This is a genomic window from Streptomyces sp. NPDC028368 (genome assembly GCF_055565615.1).
In genome coordinates this window covers 64,769-80,368 of sequence record NZ_JBVHTY010000025.1, presented here as the reverse complement: position 1 = coordinate 80,368, position 15,600 = coordinate 64,769, and the positions used below count along the sequence as shown (strand labels likewise).

At 68.1% G+C, this 15,600-nt stretch carries 15 protein-coding genes and 8 pseudogenes; 11 read left to right on the top strand and 12 right to left on the bottom strand.

All coding sequences use genetic code 11. The annotated features are described in order from the left end of the window. Positions 1–52: 52 nt before the first annotated feature. A complete protein-coding gene (locus ACZ4S3_RS37470; RefSeq protein ID WP_467942946.1) occupies positions 53–631 on the bottom strand; it encodes a TetR/AcrR family transcriptional regulator in 579 nt (192 codons plus the stop codon). A gap of 90 nt (positions 632–721) precedes the next feature. Here ACZ4S3_RS37470 and ACZ4S3_RS37465 point away from each other — a divergent pair, with 90 nt between their 5' ends. Together ACZ4S3_RS37465 and ACZ4S3_RS37460 are read left to right on the top strand one after the other, a co-directional pair. After that, entirely contained in the window at positions 722–1,168 is a 447-nt protein-coding gene (locus ACZ4S3_RS37465) for an anthrone oxygenase family protein (protein ID WP_467942944.1), read from the top strand. Between the two features lie 122 nt (positions 1,169–1,290). Next, a complete protein-coding gene (locus ACZ4S3_RS37460) occupies positions 1,291–1,641 on the top strand; it encodes an antibiotic biosynthesis monooxygenase family protein (protein ID WP_467942942.1) in 351 nt (116 codons plus the stop codon). A gap of 480 nt (positions 1,642–2,121) precedes the next feature. Here the strand turns inward: ACZ4S3_RS37460 and ACZ4S3_RS37455 are convergent. Beyond that, positions 2,122–2,451 (bottom strand): annotated as a pseudogene (locus tag ACZ4S3_RS37455) (transposase); the annotation flags it as partial. Here ACZ4S3_RS37455 and ACZ4S3_RS37450 point away from each other — a divergent pair. The 4 genes and pseudogenes from ACZ4S3_RS37450 to ACZ4S3_RS37435 all read left to right on the top strand — a co-directional run bounded on the left by ACZ4S3_RS37450 (position 2,408) and on the right by ACZ4S3_RS37435 (position 4,555). Next, positions 2,408–2,665, top strand: a complete 258-nt coding sequence (locus ACZ4S3_RS37450; RefSeq protein ID WP_467942997.1) for a hemerythrin domain-containing protein — start codon at positions 2,408–2,410, stop codon at positions 2,663–2,665. The pseudogene ACZ4S3_RS37455 and the gene ACZ4S3_RS37450 overlap by 44 nt on opposite strands. A 72-nt stretch (positions 2,666–2,737) precedes the next feature. Beyond that, entirely contained in the window at positions 2,738–2,905 is a 168-nt protein-coding gene (locus ACZ4S3_RS37445; protein WP_467942940.1) for a hypothetical protein, read from the top strand. A gap of 61 nt (positions 2,906–2,966) precedes the next feature. Next, entirely contained in the window at positions 2,967–3,392 is a 426-nt protein-coding gene (locus tag ACZ4S3_RS37440; RefSeq protein ID WP_467942938.1) for a DUF4267 domain-containing protein, read from the top strand. Positions 3,393–3,674: 282 nt separating this feature from the next. Then, positions 3,675–4,555 (top strand): annotated as a pseudogene (locus ACZ4S3_RS37435) (hypothetical protein). A 337-nt stretch (positions 4,556–4,892) separates the two neighbouring features. On the opposite strand, the gene ACZ4S3_RS37430 reads toward ACZ4S3_RS37435, so the two are convergent. Next, a complete protein-coding gene (locus ACZ4S3_RS37430) occupies positions 4,893–5,321 on the bottom strand; it encodes a Tn3 family transposase (protein WP_467942936.1) in 429 nt (142 codons plus the stop codon). Between the two features lie 16 nt (positions 5,322–5,337). Between ACZ4S3_RS37430 and ACZ4S3_RS37425 the strand changes: the two are divergent. Further along, positions 5,338–5,559, top strand: a pseudogene (locus ACZ4S3_RS37425) (transposase family protein); the annotation flags it as partial. A gap of 60 nt (positions 5,560–5,619) precedes the next feature. Here the strand turns inward: ACZ4S3_RS37425 and ACZ4S3_RS37420 are convergent. Together ACZ4S3_RS37420 and ACZ4S3_RS37415 are read right to left on the bottom strand one after the other, a co-directional pair. Beyond that, positions 5,620–5,694, bottom strand: a pseudogene (locus ACZ4S3_RS37420) (LysR family transcriptional regulator); the annotation flags it as partial. Between the two features lie 289 nt (positions 5,695–5,983). After that, positions 5,984–7,171 (bottom strand): alpha/beta fold hydrolase, encoded by a 1,188-nt coding sequence (locus ACZ4S3_RS37415; protein WP_467942935.1) that lies wholly within the window; start codon positions 7,169–7,171, stop codon positions 5,984–5,986. A gap of 533 nt (positions 7,172–7,704) precedes the next feature. On the opposite strand from ACZ4S3_RS37415, the gene ACZ4S3_RS37410 reads away from it, so the two are divergent. After that, the gene (locus tag ACZ4S3_RS37410; protein ID WP_467942933.1) at positions 7,705–8,046 is read left to right on the top strand and encodes a DUF4333 domain-containing protein; all 342 of its coding nucleotides are present in this window, start codon (positions 7,705–7,707) and stop codon (positions 8,044–8,046) included. A gap of 439 nt (positions 8,047–8,485) precedes the next feature. On the opposite strand, the gene ACZ4S3_RS37405 is transcribed toward ACZ4S3_RS37410, so the two are convergent. From ACZ4S3_RS37405 to ACZ4S3_RS37385, 5 genes and pseudogenes are all read right to left on the bottom strand, one after another. After that, a complete protein-coding gene (locus ACZ4S3_RS37405; protein WP_467942931.1) occupies positions 8,486–9,760 on the bottom strand; it encodes an APC family permease in 1,275 nt (424 codons plus the stop codon). An 88-nt stretch (positions 9,761–9,848) separates the two neighbouring features. Beyond that, entirely contained in the window at positions 9,849–10,208 is a 360-nt protein-coding gene (locus tag ACZ4S3_RS37400) for an MFS transporter (RefSeq protein WP_467942991.1), read from the bottom strand. Positions 10,209–10,418: 210 nt separating this feature from the next. After that, positions 10,419–10,697: pseudogene (locus ACZ4S3_RS37395) on the bottom strand (hypothetical protein); the annotation flags it as partial. 116 nt (positions 10,698–10,813) lie between these two features. Then, positions 10,814–10,963 (bottom strand): annotated as a pseudogene (locus tag ACZ4S3_RS37390) (ArsR family transcriptional regulator); the annotation flags it as partial. A 670-nt stretch (positions 10,964–11,633) separates the two neighbouring features. Then, positions 11,634–12,461: a helix-turn-helix domain-containing protein gene (locus ACZ4S3_RS37385; RefSeq protein WP_467942989.1), complete on the bottom strand. Its 828-nt coding sequence runs from the start codon at positions 12,459–12,461 to the stop codon at positions 11,634–11,636. A gap of 111 nt (positions 12,462–12,572) precedes the next feature. On the opposite strand from ACZ4S3_RS37385, the gene ACZ4S3_RS37380 reads away from it, so the two are divergent. Continuing rightward, complete coding sequence (locus ACZ4S3_RS37380) at positions 12,573–13,286, top strand: SDR family oxidoreductase (RefSeq protein WP_467942929.1); 714 nt, start codon at positions 12,573–12,575, stop codon at positions 13,284–13,286. Between the two features lie 160 nt (positions 13,287–13,446). Here the strand turns inward: ACZ4S3_RS37380 and ACZ4S3_RS37375 are convergent, their stop codons facing one another. Beyond that, positions 13,447–14,049 (bottom strand): TetR/AcrR family transcriptional regulator, encoded by a 603-nt coding sequence (locus ACZ4S3_RS37375; RefSeq protein WP_467942927.1) that lies wholly within the window; start codon positions 14,047–14,049, stop codon positions 13,447–13,449. A gap of 126 nt (positions 14,050–14,175) precedes the next feature. On the opposite strand from ACZ4S3_RS37375, the gene ACZ4S3_RS37370 reads away from it, so the two are divergent. Continuing rightward, the gene (locus tag ACZ4S3_RS37370) at positions 14,176–14,922 is read left to right on the top strand and encodes an SDR family oxidoreductase (RefSeq protein WP_467942925.1); all 747 of its coding nucleotides are present in this window, start codon (positions 14,176–14,178) and stop codon (positions 14,920–14,922) included. Positions 14,923–15,194: 272 nt separating this feature from the next. Here ACZ4S3_RS37370 and ACZ4S3_RS37365 read toward each other — a convergent pair. Continuing rightward, positions 15,195–15,449, bottom strand: a pseudogene (locus tag ACZ4S3_RS37365) (transposase); the annotation flags it as partial. A gap of 25 nt (positions 15,450–15,474) precedes the next feature. Here ACZ4S3_RS37365 and ACZ4S3_RS37360 point away from each other — a divergent pair. Next, a pseudogene (locus tag ACZ4S3_RS37360) lies at positions 15,475–15,570 on the top strand (ATP/GTP-binding protein); the annotation flags it as partial. Between the last annotated feature and the right edge of the window lie 30 nt (positions 15,571–15,600).

Below are 15,600 nucleotides of genomic sequence, written 5' to 3'. Positions count from 1 at the left end.
AGGCAGCGGCGGGGCCCGAGGACCCCGGCTGCCTGCCCGCCGGGATGGTGTGTCAGACCATGGCGAGCCGGTCCACCAGCAGCTCCACCCTCCGCTCGGTGTCCTCCGGCGGCAGCCGTCCCGCCCGGGTCAGGGTCGCCACCCCGTGCAGGGACGCCCAGAACACCTCGGTGAACAGCCCCGGGTCGACGCCGTCCCCGGCGACCTCGCCCAGGCTCTCCAGCAGCGCGGCGAAGGCGTCCTTCAGGGGCTCCGGGGTGTCCTCCTGCGCGTACGCGAGACCGCCGTCGAGCTGGAACAAGGCGTCGTAGACCGCCGGGTTGCGTGCGGCGAATTCGAGGTAGGCGCGCGCGAGGGCGGCGACCCGCTCGCGCGGGCTGTTCGCGCTGGAGGTCGCGGCCCGCACCGCTGCGGCCATTTCGGCGGCGCCTTCGAGGGCGACGGCGCCGATGATCTCGCGCTTGCCGCGGAAGTGGCTGTAGAGGACGGGCTGGCTGTATTCGATGCGCTCGGCGAGCCGGCGGGTGGTGACCGCGTCCCAGCCCTGCTGCTCGGCGAGTTCGCGGGCCGTCGCCACGATGAGGCGCTCGCGGCCCGCCCGTTCGCGCTCCTTGCGTTCCTGTACCGACATGATTCGATCCTAGCACCGCTAGACAATCGAGCGGCAGCAGTACTAGCGTTGCCTCATTGCCTAGCGGCGCTAGATCCCAGAGAGGTCGTCATGCTCAACGCACTCGAGGTCATCACCATCGTGGTCGTCGGCGTGATGGTGGGGGTGGAGTTCTCCGTCGCCTTCGTCATCAACCCGATCCTCAACGCACTCCCCGAGGACAGTGGCCAACTCGGCCGCGCCCACGGGGGGCGGATGCTCGGCGCCGTGATGCCGGTCTGGTACATCACCTCGCTCATCCTCGTCGCGGTCTGGGCCATCGCCAGATGGCACCACCACGGCACCGGCCTCGTCGTCACCGCCGGCGCGCTGCTGATCCTCAGCGTGATCATGTCGATCCTGCTGCTCGTCCCGATCAACAACCGGGGCAAGACGTGGACCCCTGACAACCGGCCCGCCGACTGGAAGCAGCAGATGAACCGCTGGGACCGCTACCACTACGTCCGCGTCGCCGTCATCATCGCCGCCTTCGCCCTGCTGGTCGCCGCCCTCACCTGAGCCCACGGGCGCACCCGCCCGGTCGTCGGCCGCAACCGCTCGGCCGTGCGCCCGAAGTGCGGCACCGCCACCTCCATCTACATCCAGGACCCGGACACCAATAGCGAGAGGAAGTACCGAAAATGGCCAAGCTGCAGAGTCTCGACCCGCACACGCCGATGTTCGCGCAGTTCAAGGAGAAGACCGGGCCCATCGTCCTGGCCAACACCTTCGTCGTCCCGAAGGAGAGGACTGAATCGTTCCTGGCCCTCTTTCGGAGGCAGGCGGAGTTCATGAAGGCTCAGCCGGGATTCGTCTCCCTGCAGATGCACAAGGGAACGGCGGGCAGTCGACTTCTGATGAACGTCGCGGTCTGGGAGTCGACCGAGGCGCTCGCCACGGCGTTCGCCAGCCCGGAGTTCCAGCGCATGGCGGCCGAGTTCCCCGACGACATCGTGTCGTACCCGCACATCTTCGAGCAGATCGACGTATGACACGGCAGCTGTAGCCGGGGTAGGGCAGCCGGAGAAGCCCTGCCCTACCCCGGGCAGTCACGCATCCATGCACCATGCCGGGTCGCCAAGGCCGCCGAGCACCCCACCACGCGTAGCCCCGTACCTGAAAAGGAGTCACTATGCCCGTGGAACTGAATCACGCCATCGTCCCCGCCCGTGACCCGCAAGCCTCGGCGCAGTTCCTGGCCGAAATCTCCGGCCTGAGTGTCGATCCGACGGTGGCGCACTTCACGCCGGTCACGCTGGCCAACCAGGTCAGCCTGGACTACGACCAGCTGGACGACTTTGAGCCACACCACTACGCGTTCATGGTCAGCGAGCAGGAGTTCGACGCCGCCCTCACCCTCATCCAGCACGGCGGAATCACCCACTACGGCGATCCCGCATGCCAAGAGGTCGGACAGATCTGTCACAGTGGCCGATGGCGGCCCGGTGGATCATGGCTTCCAGGGCCTGTCTTCAATCTGTGCGGATCCAGATCTTCAGCGCGGCCAGGGTCACGGCCGCCTGGTAGAACTGGGCGGTCTTGTCATACCTGGTCGCGATCCCGCGCCACTGCTTGAGGCGGTTGAAGCACCGCTCGACCACGTTGCGCTGCTTGTAGCGCTCGCGGTCAAAAGCCGGTCGGCACCCGCCCGCTCGGCCCCGCCGGGCCCGGTTGGCCACCTGATCGGCCCGCTCGGGAATGGTGTGCCCGATCCCGCGGGCACACAGGTGCAAACGGATAGCACGGGTGCTGTAGCCCTTGTCGCCCAGCACATGGTCCGGGCGGGTGCGCGGCCGGCCCGAACTGCTGTGGCCGCCGCTCCTGTCCCGGGTCGATCTGGAGGCGGACATCGTCCTGCGCATGCAGGCCCAGCACGAGCGCGTTGAGGCCACGCTGACCAGGCTGGACGCCGCGGTCCCGGCGTGGGCGGCCACCGCCGGAGCCGACGAGCGCGACACCCTCGTGGCGACCCTCACCGATCACCGGGCAGTCCTGCTCGAACACCTCGACGACTAGGAGGCCACCCTCCTTCCGCTCGCGGCCGAGCACATCACCGAAAACGAATGGGCCTCCCTGGGCGACCACCTGGTGGCCAACACGCCCAAGCTCCCCCTCTTCGGCCTCGTCCTGGAGGACGCGAACCCGGCCGAGCGCGCCACGCTCCTGTCCGCCCTCCTCACGCCGGTACGCGGCATCTGGCACGTCATCGGCCGCCCTCACCACGCCCGCCACATCAGCCGCGTCCACGCCGCCTGACCAGGCCCCATACGGCTCACCAAGCTCACCAAGCTCACGAAGACTCGCAAGGAGAAGAACAATGTCGCTGAAGAAGATCAACACCGTCCTGGCCGCCGCCTTCATCCTCTTCATCCTCTGGTTCGGGACGGAGTTCATCCTGAGCCCGGAGACGACGGCGCCGGGCTACGGCCTGCCGAGCTGGCCGTCCGGCGACGGCGACGGCTTCCTGATCATCAAGGGAATCCGCGACGTCGTCTTGGCCCTGGTCCTGGGCATCCTGCTGGTGACGGGCCACCGCCGGGCGCTGAGCTGGGTACTGCTGGTGGAGGCCCTCGCCGCGTACGGCGACATGACCAACGTGCTGGCCCACCACGGCTCCGTGGCCACCGCGCTCGGCGTCCACGGCCTGACCGCGACGCTGATGGTGGTCAACGGCCTGCTGATGATGCACGAGACCCGCAAGGTCGCGGCCGCTCCGGCGACGCCCGCCCCGCAGCCCGCCTGATCCCATCGGTCCAAGGTGGCCCGGACCCCGGCCGGGCCACCTTGGCGCGTGCCGGTATTCGCGCGTCAGCGCCCGCCGGGAAAGGCCAGGCAGACGATCTTCTTCCAGTGAGCGACGACCTGACGGCTGAGGCGGCCTGCTGCACCGCAGCGGCCACGGCCACCTGGACTGGCCGGTATTGGGCATCTGCGCCGCGGTCATCACCATGCCGCACATCACCTGCGCCACCACGGCAACGAGACCTGAGCCGGTTGATTCGAACCGGCCACTTACCGGCCACTGGTGCAGCACGGTCCTGTCCTTACCACCCCACCGCGGCCGCTCGACGTCGCCGCGGTCTTCCCTCAACTGGCCCCGCTGGCACGCACGGCGACCCGGCTGCATCCCCGCCCCGGGTCGCCGTCGCCGTACGACAGTTCGGTTGGCGGGCCGCTGCTGTGGCCTGCCAATCAGCCGGGCTGTACTGCGACAAGTGGCACGAGGGTCCGGTCTCCCCCCTTCTGCCCGTGGCCCAGTTGTACGCGCGCGATGCGCCCCTGCTACGACCGCCCGGCCGGACCGATCTGCTCCAGGTGCTGTGGTGTCCCTTTGAGCACCCGCCTGAGTACAAGCCGCCGATCGCGCTGTTCTGGCGAACCGCCGCCGACGTCACCAACGTCCTCGCCGCGCCGCCCAAGCCGTCCGGGGTGCAGTACGGCTACGTGCCGGAGCCGTGCGTGCTCGCACCAGAGCAAGTCACCGAGTACCCCAACTTTCTGGAGTTGGGCAAGGAGTTGCAGCAGCAGCTGAGCGACTGGGACGCGTAGCAGGCGGCCGGCGTCGCGGTGGATGATTCCTATGAGGTCGCTCCGCAGGAGTTCTACATGGACGAGCTGTCCGTCGCCCCCGGCTGGAAGGTCGGTGGCTGACCCCCGTGGGGCCTCACCGATCCCGTCGCCCGGTTCTGCGTCGCCTGTGGCGCCGCGATGAGCCCGCTGCTGACCATCGCCTCGGACGAATGGGGCGCCAGCAACAAGGGTTGGGTCCCGTACGAGGATCAAGCCCTCGCCGTGCTCGACGACGCCTGCGTGTCGAACCCGCCCGGGGTCCAGGTCTCCGATGCAAACCATCTGCAGCTCTACGCCTGCCTGAAGTGCTATACGCACACCGGCCTGATCCAATAAGCCATTGCTGGAGTCCCCGCGACCCCCGGACAGGCGAAGTTCGCCCCACGCAGCACCCCGAAGCCTGTAAAAGCCTGGGCACAGGGATCGACACCGCGATCGTCTCTCCAGTCAGCAGCCTTCTTCACGACCAGATGATCCAAACGACGGGCCCTCGCTCACACGCCTGGCGTGGACTCGAATGACTCCAGGAGCCACTGCCACCGCGACGGCTGGGGCATGCGGCTGTTCCAATAGCCCTGCCACTCAGCATGTTGCCTGGGACGCTCGGGACGCTGAAGCGTCCCGGGCAACATCGTCTTCACCACGGCTCCGGCCAGGCTCGGTGGTCCGGGTGTCACGCTGGGGTTGCGGCTGCCTCATCGTGCGGGGTGCGCGGACCGGGCATCGCCGCCCGGATGGACAGGTCCAGATCCAGACGGCTGTTCATGTCCAGCTCGAACCGGCCATACGGATTCACATGGGTCCAGAACAGTGGGGAGAGCGCCCGGCGGTCTGCGTTGGTGAGCTTGTTCGCCCACTTCGGATCGGCCAGGACCTCCTGCACCAGCAGCGTGTTGACGTGCACCGGCGCGGACTGAAGCAGGTGCAGCGCGAGCATGGACACCTCTTGGGACTCCTTGTCCGCACCGGCCAGGTCGCCGTCCTTGCCGTAGAAGAGGTCCTTGTTCGCAGAGTTCCAGTTCTCCACCACCTGCAACCCTCGTGAAATCTCCTGGCGCATCTCGACGTCGGCGAGGTAGTCGCAGACGAACGAGGTACGCACCGCCCGGCCCAGCTCCTCGGGCCTCGTCGTCCCGCACCGCAAACGCCCTGGCCGGCCACTGCTACCCGGCGAGGAAAACGACAATGCCGAGCACCGGCGCGTCAGAGCTCGGGTGGAGCACACGTTCGCCCGCATGAAGCACTACAAGATCCTCCGCGACTGCCGGCAACACGGGAACGGCCTCCATCACGCAGCCCAGGCCGTCGCCCACATGCACAACCTCGCCCTGGCCACCTGACGGAGATCGCCGAAATCCGGCCCTGACCTGCCCGATCGCAGCCTTCTGCAACACGCTTCAGTGCCCGGCGACGTTCAGATTCTTGACGACCTGCGACACGATCAGCCCGGTACTGCCGATGACCGCGAACTTCATGACATGCCTTTCGTCGGGAGATGCGTCCGAAATCTGGCACATGATTCCCATACAGGCGTTTGACATGAGGTCAGGGTCGTACATCCGCCAACGTGTTGCTCCACTGGCCAACTCCCGCGCTCAGTGGCCAACTGGAGCGCCCAGTTGCATCGGCTGTGGCTGAGCGCGTGAGTTGGCGAGTTTCGCCAGGCAAGACGCTCAGCCGGACGACGCGATCGGGAGCCAGGTCATCGTGTGGTCGCGCCTCAGAGCCGGCCACGGTGCCGATCTCGGCAGCCTGCGAAGCCTCCTACTCTGCGGGCATAATGACGCCGTCCTCGTCCCGGAAGTAGCTTCCGCTGGAGAGGCCTTCGATCTTGCCGTTCTTGAGCCACTGTCGGGACATGTGGTGAAGGAATTTGGACTGGCGTTCCCAGACCATGAGGTGCCCGGTACAGGCGACGCGGAACATCAGCTTCTTCGTGCCGGGGATGGCCTCGTAGAGCGCGGGGACCGAGAAGTGGAGCAAGGGGCCCGAGGACACCGGCGTGTTCGCCTGGGTGTCGAGCTCTCCGTACACGACGCACACCGGCACGTCCCGGCCGAGCGTGCCGTGCAGCGGCACCGTGGTGGAGTTCCAGCCCCACCAATAGGAGTTCCGGATCCGGTTCACGCCCTGCGCCACCCCGTCTTCCTTGGGTCCCCAGCCACTGCCGAGGGTGTCGTTGTCCATGGTGGCGTCCCACACCACGTCGACCATGCCGGGCTCCCGCTGGTTCGCGCAGTGCAGCTCCCTGTCCCATGCGCTGGCGAAGGCCTCTTTGGTGCCGAGGTTCATCGGGAAGCCGAACAGGGCCGCCGGGGTGGAGACCGGCAGCGCAACCGGTGCTCCGAAATCGGTTCCGGGCTTGCTCGCCCTGCCCTGCGGCGGGAAGATCGGCGCAAGCAGGAGCAGGCTCTCCACGTTCTGGGGGTGCTGCAACGCGTACGGTCCCATCACGAACGCTGCCGCAGACCAGCCGATGAGCCGGACCTTCGACACACCGCGCTGGAGCTTGATGAATTTGATGACGGTGTCCAGCTCTTCCCAGTCGCTCTGCGAGTTGTTCAGCTGAGACGTGTAGACCGGGGAGCACGGTGTCGACAACGGGTTGGGGACCAGGACGTCCTGCTGCTGCGCGGGGTTGGCATTGCACGGATTATCCATCTTCGGGCGCGTCGACCGGCCGGATCCCTGGAGATCCATGATGAACACGTCATAACCCGCATCTGCCAGATCCTTGGACCAGCTGTACTTGTCGTGTCGGCCGTGTTCGAGGTCGAACCCCGGCAGCGCCGGGGTACTCCTGCCGTGCAGCATCAGGACGGCCTCAGGCGAATGGCTCGGCTTGGTGCCGTCATACTCCCGTACGAAGAGCTCGACGCTGTCGTTCAAGTTCGCGGGATTGGTCGAGGTATGCGGGACCGCGTAGTCCTTGGTGATGATGCCCGATGCCATTACTTGCGTTCCTCTCGGTCGGCTCAGCCCGAGACGGACGCCTGGGCCAGGCCAGAATCCGAGGGGCGGCCACCCGATGCCATGCGCACGGCCGCCGGAGCCTCCCGTGTGACCCCAATGGGTAGGTCCATCGCTCCGATCGGCCGAGTGACGTTCGCCTCGCGACAGGAGGATCTCAGCAGCCGTCGTCGTCCGCGGTGAATCCGTGCCGCACTTCAGTGGGGCTGCTGGTGGGGCTGCTGGTGGGGCTGCTCCGCATCCGTCCCCGCCGGGTGCTGCATAGAAGCCGTTGCCGTACCGAGGAGTTCGGCCGTCGGTCGAGCGTGAGAATCCGGCCAGCTGATCTTGGACGGGCCCACGACAGATCCTCGCTCTCCCGTCGCGGAAAGCCCGTCACGCTCACCGCCGATGCGTTCCCTCCCCGCCGCCCCCACGCTCATGCTCCAGAGAAGCCCGCATTCGTGCCCGGAGCGGAACGGACAGTATGCTTCCGGCACCCCTCTCGCCATGATCACGTCAGACTGGATTCCGCCATGCCCATAACTCGGTTGTCCGCAGCAGCTTCGGTCCTGGCCGCCAGCGCGCTGCTCGTCGGCTGTTCGGCCTCGACCCACGCGGAAAAGGCCGAGCCGAAGCTGTCTGCGGGCAAGCTGGCCACCACGGTCGCCGAAAAGCTGGCCGCAGCAACGGGCCGGCAAAAGCCCCACGTCACGTGCCCCGAGGACCTCGTCGGCAAGGTCGGCACCACCACCCGCTGCAAGCTGTTGGCCGACGACGGCAGCACTTTGGGTGTGTCGGTCAAGGTGACCTCGGTCGATGGATCCGAGATCAACTTCAACGTCAAGGCCGACGCCACGGCTTCCCCGGCGCAGTAACGCGAACTGACTGCTGATCAGAGATTGTCGTGGTCGTGCCGGTGCGGGTGAACCCCGTCTTGGTCAGAACGCGGCCGGAGGCCGGGTTGGCGGGGTGGTGCATGCGATCCGCAGTCCTGGACTACGGTTCCCCGGTCAAACACGCCCAGATGCCGGCCTACCTGTTCTGGGGCGACCTGCAACGCCACCACCCGCGATCTCCTCGCTCAATCTTCGGAGAGCTGGCCCTCGCCCTCGGCCGCGAGGACGCCCTCAGGCTAACCCGGGCCATTTGCGACTCACCCCCACCCCCAACCAGGACCGTGCAGTTGGCGGACGGTTGGGCGGAGTCGGTGCCGAACACAGCCACGGTGCGGCTGCCGGCGACCGCCGGCGTGCACGAAGGCGTCACGAGTTCGGCGAAGTCAGGGGTCGACGTCAGTCGGAGGGACATGAGGTGTCAGCGGCTGGGGCGGCTGGTCGCGCCTTTTCGCAGGCCGTAGATGGCGGCCCCGAGGGTGAGGACGGCGGTGCCGGAGATGACGGTGGTCAAGGGTAGGGCGAAGGCGAGGGCCGCGCAGCCGGCCGTACCGAGGACGGGGACGAGCCGGTTCGGCCGGCCCTCTGCCGGGGTGAGGGTCCAGGCGGAGGCGTTGGCGACGGCGTAGTAGGCCAGGACTCCGAAGGAGGAGAAACCGATCGCGCCGCGGACATCGGTGGTCGCGGCGAGCACGGCGACCACCGCGCCGACGAGCAGTTCGGCGCGGTGCGGGACACCGAAGCGGGGGTGGACGGCGGCCAGCGTGTGCGGCAGGTGCCGGTCCCGGGCCATGGCAAGAGTGGTGCGGGAGACCCCGAGGATCAGCGCGAGCAGCGAGCCGAGCGCGGCGACGGCGGCACCCGCGCGGACGACCGGCACCAGTCGGTCAGCGCCCGCGGCCCGGGCGGCGTCCGACAGCGGCACGGTGGCCTGCGCCAACTTCTCGGGGCCCAGCACCATCAGGACTGCGATGGCGACGAGGGCATAGACGGCGAGGGTGATGCCGAGCGCGATCGGGATGGCGCGGGGGATGGTGTGCGCGGGGTCGCGGACTTCCTCGCCGAGCGTGGCAATGCGGGCGTATCCGGCGAAGGCGAAGAACAGCAGGCCCGCCGCCTGGAGCACCCCGCCGACGGTGGCATCCGAGCCGATTTCCAGCCACGCGGCGTCCGCGTCGGCGGAGGTCAGGGCGGTGACCACCACGGCGGCGAGCACGGCCAGGACGACCGCGACGATGGCACGGGTGAGGAGTGCGGACTTCTGCACCCCGGCGTAGTTGACCGCGGTCAGTGCCACCACAGCGGCCACCGCCACCGCGTGCGCTTGGCCTGGCCATGCGTACGAGCCGACCGTGAGCGCCATTGCCGCGCAAGAGGCGGTCTTGCCGACCACGAAAGCCCAGCCGGCCACGTAGCCCCAGAACTCGCCCAGGCGCTCGCGACCGTAGACGTAGGTGCCACCGGATTGGGGATACAGGGCTGCCAGCCGCGCCGAAGACGTCGCGTTGCAGTAGGCGACGACCGCGGCCAGGGCCAGAGCGAGCAGCAGCCCGGAACCGGCGGCACCGGCCGCCGGGCCGAGTGCAGCGAAGATCCCGGCCCCGATCATGGAACCCAGGCCGATCATCACCGCATCGGGCACGCCGAGGCGACGCTTCATCGCGCCCGCGCCCGTCGGGGCTCCCCCTGTGTTCATCGCTTGCTCCTTGCGGCACCGGTCGTCGATCTCGGCGCACGGTAGCGGAGCAAGATGTCCAGACGAGCGGTGAGAGCGTCCTTCGGCGTCAGGAGCGGCGGCTTCTGCGGCGAGCGGTGACGGTGAGGCCCACGAGTGCGATCAGCATCCAACCGGCGAGATAGGAGAACGCTGCAGTCGGGGAGACGGCGGTCCACAGCATTCCCGCGACGGCGGAAGCGGCGAGGTTACCGAGCGACTGGACGGTGGCGAGCAGTCCGAATGCGGACCCGCGCAGGTCCTTGGGGGCGAGCGCGGCGACGGCAGAATGCTGCGCGGTCTCCACCGCGCCAATCCCGACTCCGGCCAGGACGAAGGGAACTGCCAGGGCGACGATTACCGCTCCCGTCGTGGCGAACAGTACGTACGCCACGGCGAAGGCGGCGACGCCGCCCGCCAGTGCGAGCACCGGGCCATGCGCACCGAGCGGTCGGACAGCCGACCGGCGGGAACGGAAGCGATGGTGGCGGCTACGTTGTACGCCGTGTAGAGGCCGAGAGCGATCGTTGTGGCCATCTTCGCCCCGTGGTCCGGGGCGAGGAGTTCGGTCGCCCGCAAGATCAGCAGCGTGGCCGCCACATTGCCGACCTCGAAGGCGGCGACGGCCGCCATGAGCTTCGACGACGCGGGCATCGGCGACCTCGGCCAGCTGCAGTAGCAATCGGTGGGCGGCGGCTAAGAACAGCGGGCCGTCGATGCGGTGCGCGACGATGTTCTCGGCGAGCAGCGCGTGCTCCTCGGCACTGGGGTCGCCCCGGTCGATCGGCAGCTGGTCCAGGCGGGCCTGCAGGACGCCGGCGAGCGCGGCGAGCAGGGACCCGGCACCGGTACGGACGTTGATGGCGGTCCGAGCGATTGCGCCGGTTGCGGGCACACCACCGAGCCACGTGGCTACAACTCGGCCTTGGACGCGTATCACCAGGTCAGCCGCCGCGGCTGACCAAGTGAGGAAGGAACCCCCATCATGCCCACCAAGTGTTAGGCAGTCCTCCTGTTAGGCAGTCCTCGGCTTTCTCAGTCGTGGTTCGCCTCGTCTGTCGCATGGGGAAGCAAGGGGAACAGCCGGGTGATGAGGGCAACGGGTCGGGCGTCGTCGGGCCGGACCGGGGGACGTTGTTCACGGTCTTGGTAGGGGGCGAATGCTCGTCGAATGACGGCCGCTACCTCCCGTCTCCGTCCGCCCGTCAGAGCACCGCACTACACTGTTAATGAAAATGATCCCCATGCCTGAATATGGAGGATCGCCTGTGCACGTCACCAAGACCTCACGGCGGACACCGCCCCCTGACTCCCCGCCACGCCACCCCGCCTCGACTCCCGAAAGGGACGTGGTGATGGCCGAAGTATCGCCCGCGCCGGCAGCCGCCGAGCGCCTTCAGGGCACCCCGCCGTGGTCGAAGCGCCTCGCATGGGAACCAGTCGCCCTTTCGCTGGGCGTGGGGCTGATCGCTGTCGCCGGGCGCCGCGGCGGAGTGCGCGTGCTGGATCTCGACGGGGGCGAGGAGCATGGCCACTTCGCGTTGCCCGGCGGTATCACGGATCTCGTTTTCTCTCCCGAAGGACTTCTTTGTTCGAGTACCCCCAGCTGCACAAGGCGGAAGTATTCCTCCCGCTCACGCCACAGCTTCTTGGTCCCCTGAGCCTTACGGATCTTGCGGACCTCGAAGTCCATCGCACCCCTTGAGCTGGGGTGTTGCGACGACCGCCAGGACTCAAGATGCTCCAGCGGGGCCTCTCGTCTCACGCGCTCGTATGTGCGGTACCGGACCGCCCGGCCGGTCAGGAGCGGTGTCAGCGGCTGCTGACCGTCAGATCACCACTTCGACTCTCGAGTTCAGGCGGTTCCCACGTCCTCGGTGGTCATTGCCAGCAGGACCAGGGCGTCATACTCGGCCGTCCCAGGCGGGGCTTGGTAGATCAGCATGCGCTGACCGTCGCCAGCACGGGTGAGCACCTCGTTGGCGAGCCTGACCGGACCGATCGCCGGGTGCCGGAACGCAGTCTCGCCCCCTCGCTTGACCCACACCTCGTGCCGACGCCACAGAGCGGCGAACTCACCGCTGGCCGAGGACAGTTCGGCAACCAGCGCGGCTGTACGCTCCGGCGCGGTCAGTTCAGCGGTGTGCAGGTGTGCGACGCAGTTACGGGCTACCCGATCCCAGTCGGCGAACAGCATTCGCGCAGCCGCGTGCAGGAAGGTGTACCGGATCGTGTTGCGCTGCCCTGCTGGCCAGTCACTGAGCCCCGGCATCAATACCAGGCCCTCGGGATTGGCTGCCAACACATCGTTGACCTCGTCGAGTACGTACGCCGGGCTGGGCCGGACCGACTCCAGCAGCAGCCGCAGGCCAGGGCCGGCCTGTTGGGAATCAGCCGGCTGGCGACGCGGTGTCCGCCCGGCGACCTGGTCGGCAAGACCGAGCAGGTGGGCGTGCTCGTCAGCGCTCAAGCGCAGAGCCCGGGCCAACGCGCCCAGTACCGCTTCGCTGGGCGCAGTCTCCCGCCCCTGCTCGATCCGGATGTAGTAGTCCACGCTCACGCCGGCCAGCGCAGCCAACTCCTCGCGGCGCAGCCCGGGTGTGCGCCGGATGCCCGGACCGGTGGGCAGCCCGACATCGGCCGGTCCGATCTGCCCGCGCCGGACCCGAAGAAACGTGGCCATCGAGTTCACGGCTTCGATTCTGCCACCGATCGATCTGCGCCTGGGTGGCTGTGTCACACCTAGGAACCATGCGGCCTCCCCTGTACCGATTCGGCGGTGCAGCCTCGCATCATGACCAACGCAATCATCATTGGTGGCGGCTCCGGCATGGGCTTTGCCCTGGCCCGGAACCTGCTCGCCGAGGGCATGGATGTAACGATCGTCGGCCGATCCGCGAGCCGGCTCGCGGCGGCCCAGGCGGAACTGGAGACTGCCGAGCGGGGGGAGATCAGCACGTTCGAGGCCGACCTGGCGCGGGAGGAGGACGTGGCCGAACTGTTCGCGCACGTGGAGCGAGTGGACCACGTGGCGGTCACCGCCGCGGACGCGACGGGCGTGTACGGGCGGACCGCCGACGTCGCCACCGCAATCGCACGGTCCGTCGTGGACACCAAGCTGCTCGGTGCCTGGCTGATCGGCAAGCACGCGGCCGGGAAAGTCACCGGCTCGATCACCTTCACCTCGGGCATCAACGCCTACCGACCGAACGGGTCGAACACGATCATGGCTGCCGCCAACGGCGCGCTCGCATCGCTGGCCTACGGGCTGGCGATAGAACTGGCACCGATGCGAGTGAATGTGATCTCCCCTGGCTGGGTGGACACCCCCATCTGGAGCCAACTCGGCATGGACAAACAGGCAGCCTTCGCCGAGCTGGCCGAGCGACTCCCGGTCCGGCGTGTCGGCACCCCCGACGACATCGCCCAGGCATTCTTGTCGTTGATGCGCAACGGGTTCATCACCGGGACCGTGCTGCACGTCGACGGGGGTCACCGCATCACCTGATCCGGCACCCGGACATCCGAAACCCGAGTTCAGGTTCGTGCCACTGGTGGGCGCAGCGGCAGCGGAGGGCGGCCCTGGATGCCTGTCCAGTGGGGCCTGATGCCCTTCCCGGTCAAACATCCGCGGCAGGTCATGGCACCGCCGCTCCGCGGTGGGGACCTCAAGCGGGGGCCGGCTCGTCTGTGCAGCCCGGCGCGATGAGCGAGTCGGTGAGAAGGTCGGCGATCTCCTCCGTCAGGGGGGCGTGCCCGAGAAGGAAGCGGTACCAGAACACCCCGTATACCTGATCGACCATCAGGTCGAGGTCGCGCCCGGCGGGCAATTCACCGCGTTCCCGGCCGCGGGTGAGCACTTCTCGCAGCACGGCCCGACGGGTGCCGGTGAACGCCTGCATCAACTCGGCGAGATGGGGGTCGCGGGCTGCTTCGCGTACGAGAGTGTGCAGGGCGGGGGCGGTAGACGGGTCCTGGGCGCCGACGAATGTCGCGGCGATGACGGCGCGGAGGTCGCTGTGGAGGCTGCCGGTGTCGGGTGACGGTGCCGCTTCTTCCGCGCGGTCGGTCAGCGCCTCCAACAGGACGGCACCTTTCGAGGGCCACCAGCGGTAGATGGTCTGTTTTCCCACTCCCGCCTCACGCGCGATCGCCTCCACGGTGACGGGGCTGCCTTGCGCGGAAGCGAGCAGACGCAGCGCGCCGTCAAGGATCGCCTGGCGGACGTGTTCGTTGCGGCGTCTACCGGTGTGGGGGCGGTGGTTGTCCATGACTCGATCCTTGGTACTCGGCGGCTAGCCCTCGTCTTGATTCTAAACCCTTGACGAGACCAGCGGTCTCGACAAAGATTTGTCGAGACCGACAGTCTCGTCAAAATCGACAGATGAGGGCAGGCCATGCTTCAGAACGGCTCGGGGGAACTGACCGGACAGCGCGTCGTCGTCATGGGCGGCAGCTCCGGCATCGGCGAGGAGACAGCAGCGCGGTTCGCCGCGGACGGTGCGGAGGTGATCGTCACCGGGCGCAGCCGGGAACGACTCGACCAGGCAGTCGAGCGCATCGGCGGCAAGACGACGGCATACCGGATGGACGGCGCCGACCAGACGGACATCGACGGTTTCTTCGCCGAGTCGGGGCCGGTCGACCATCTGGTGCTGGCGCTCAGCAGCTCTGCGGGTAGTGGCCCTTTCGCTCAACTGGACTTGGCGGACCTCGCGGCCGGATTCGACGGCAAGTTCTGGCCGTACATACGCATCCTGCAGGCCGCCCTGCCCCGGATGCGCCGGGAGGGTTCGGTGACCCTGGTCGGCGCGGCATCGGCACGTGCGGCGTTCCCCGGCACAGCGGGACTCGCCGCGATCAACGGTGCGCTGGAGGCGATGGTGCCGCCACTGGCCGTCGAGCTGGCCCCGCTGCGGGTCAACGCGGTCTCACCGGGCGTCATCGACACCCCGTGGTGGAACCGGGTTCCGGCTGAACAGCGCAAGGAGCTCTTCGACGGCCTGGCCGCCACGACGCCGACCGGCCGCGTCGGCCGAGCGGAAGACGTTGCGAGCGCCATCCGGATGCTCGCCGGGAACGGCTTCGTCACCGGCGTCGTGCTGGACTGCACCGGCGGTGCCAATCTTGCGACCGGCCGCTGAGGCGAAGCCATCGGGAGACGCCTGGGCTCCGGCTCTTGGTTCTCGGGCGTCGGCCTCACCGGTCGGCGCCTTGCCATGAGGCTGGTCGGTCAGTCGGCAGGCAGCCTCAGCTCGATCACTGTTTGCGACAGCCTGCTGAGACTCCGCAACGATGAGGGACTCCTCCATCCCTGCTCTGTTGTCAGTCGAGGCCGGGGCGCCGCCCCCTTGGGTACATCGCCAGTGATCCACGTAGCTCTCGGCAGGCCAACGGAGCGCATGGCCCCGGCGGGTCAGGAGCGGAGCCACAGCCGGATCGCAGCGAGGGTCACGGTCCCGTGAAACACGTGCGCCCGCTTATCGAAACGGGTGGCCACGGCCCGGAAGTTCTTGAGGGCGTTGATCGTTCGCTCAACTTCGTTCCTGCGCTTGTAGATCGTCTTGTCGAAGCCAGCGGGTCGTCGGCGGCGCGGCTGCCGGCCGGCTGGAGATCCGCCCACGGATGCAGCTTCGCGCCGCCCGTGCCGTTCGCCAGGGTCCGGGACGGTTGCTGGGCGGGGGTGGGGTGGGGGGCCCCGGCACGCTCCCTCCCTCCACCAGCGCACCGCCGGCCGCATCGGAAGCCTCACCAGACTCATCCGCCAAGCAGCCATCACTGCCATCTGCGACTTACGCCCTACCGACACCTACAACAAGCCC

What these genes read in the sequence shown, in the direction of transcription:
- ACZ4S3_RS37470 (WP_467942946.1), bottom strand. Translation starts at nt 631, where the DNA reads ATGTCGGTACAGGAACGCAAGGAGCGCGAACGGGCGGGCCGCGAGCGC.
- ACZ4S3_RS37465 (WP_467942944.1), top strand. Translation starts at nt 722, where the DNA reads ATGCTCAACGCACTCGAGGTCATCACCATCGTGGTCGTCGGCGTGATG.
- ACZ4S3_RS37460 (WP_467942942.1), top strand. Translation starts at nt 1,291, where the DNA reads ATGGCCAAGCTGCAGAGTCTCGACCCGCACACGCCGATGTTCGCGCAG.
- ACZ4S3_RS37440 (WP_467942938.1), top strand. Translation starts at nt 2,967, where the DNA reads ATGTCGCTGAAGAAGATCAACACCGTCCTGGCCGCCGCCTTCATCCTC.
- ACZ4S3_RS37415 (WP_467942935.1), bottom strand. Translation starts at nt 7,171, where the DNA reads ATGGCATCGGGCATCATCACCAAGGACTACGCGGTCCCGCATACCTCG.
- ACZ4S3_RS37410 (WP_467942933.1), top strand. Translation starts at nt 7,705, where the DNA reads ATGCCCATAACTCGGTTGTCCGCAGCAGCTTCGGTCCTGGCCGCCAGC.
- ACZ4S3_RS37405 (WP_467942931.1), bottom strand. Translation starts at nt 9,760, where the DNA reads ATGAACACAGGGGGAGCCCCGACGGGCGCGGGCGCGATGAAGCGTCGC.
- ACZ4S3_RS37385 (WP_467942989.1), bottom strand. Translation starts at nt 12,461, where the DNA reads ATGGCCACGTTTCTTCGGGTCCGGCGCGGGCAGATCGGACCGGCCGAT.
- ACZ4S3_RS37380 (WP_467942929.1), top strand. Translation starts at nt 12,573, where the DNA reads ATGACCAACGCAATCATCATTGGTGGCGGCTCCGGCATGGGCTTTGCC.
- ACZ4S3_RS37375 (WP_467942927.1), bottom strand. Translation starts at nt 14,049, where the DNA reads ATGGACAACCACCGCCCCCACACCGGTAGACGCCGCAACGAACACGTC.
- ACZ4S3_RS37370 (WP_467942925.1), top strand. Translation starts at nt 14,176, where the DNA reads ATGCTTCAGAACGGCTCGGGGGAACTGACCGGACAGCGCGTCGTCGTC.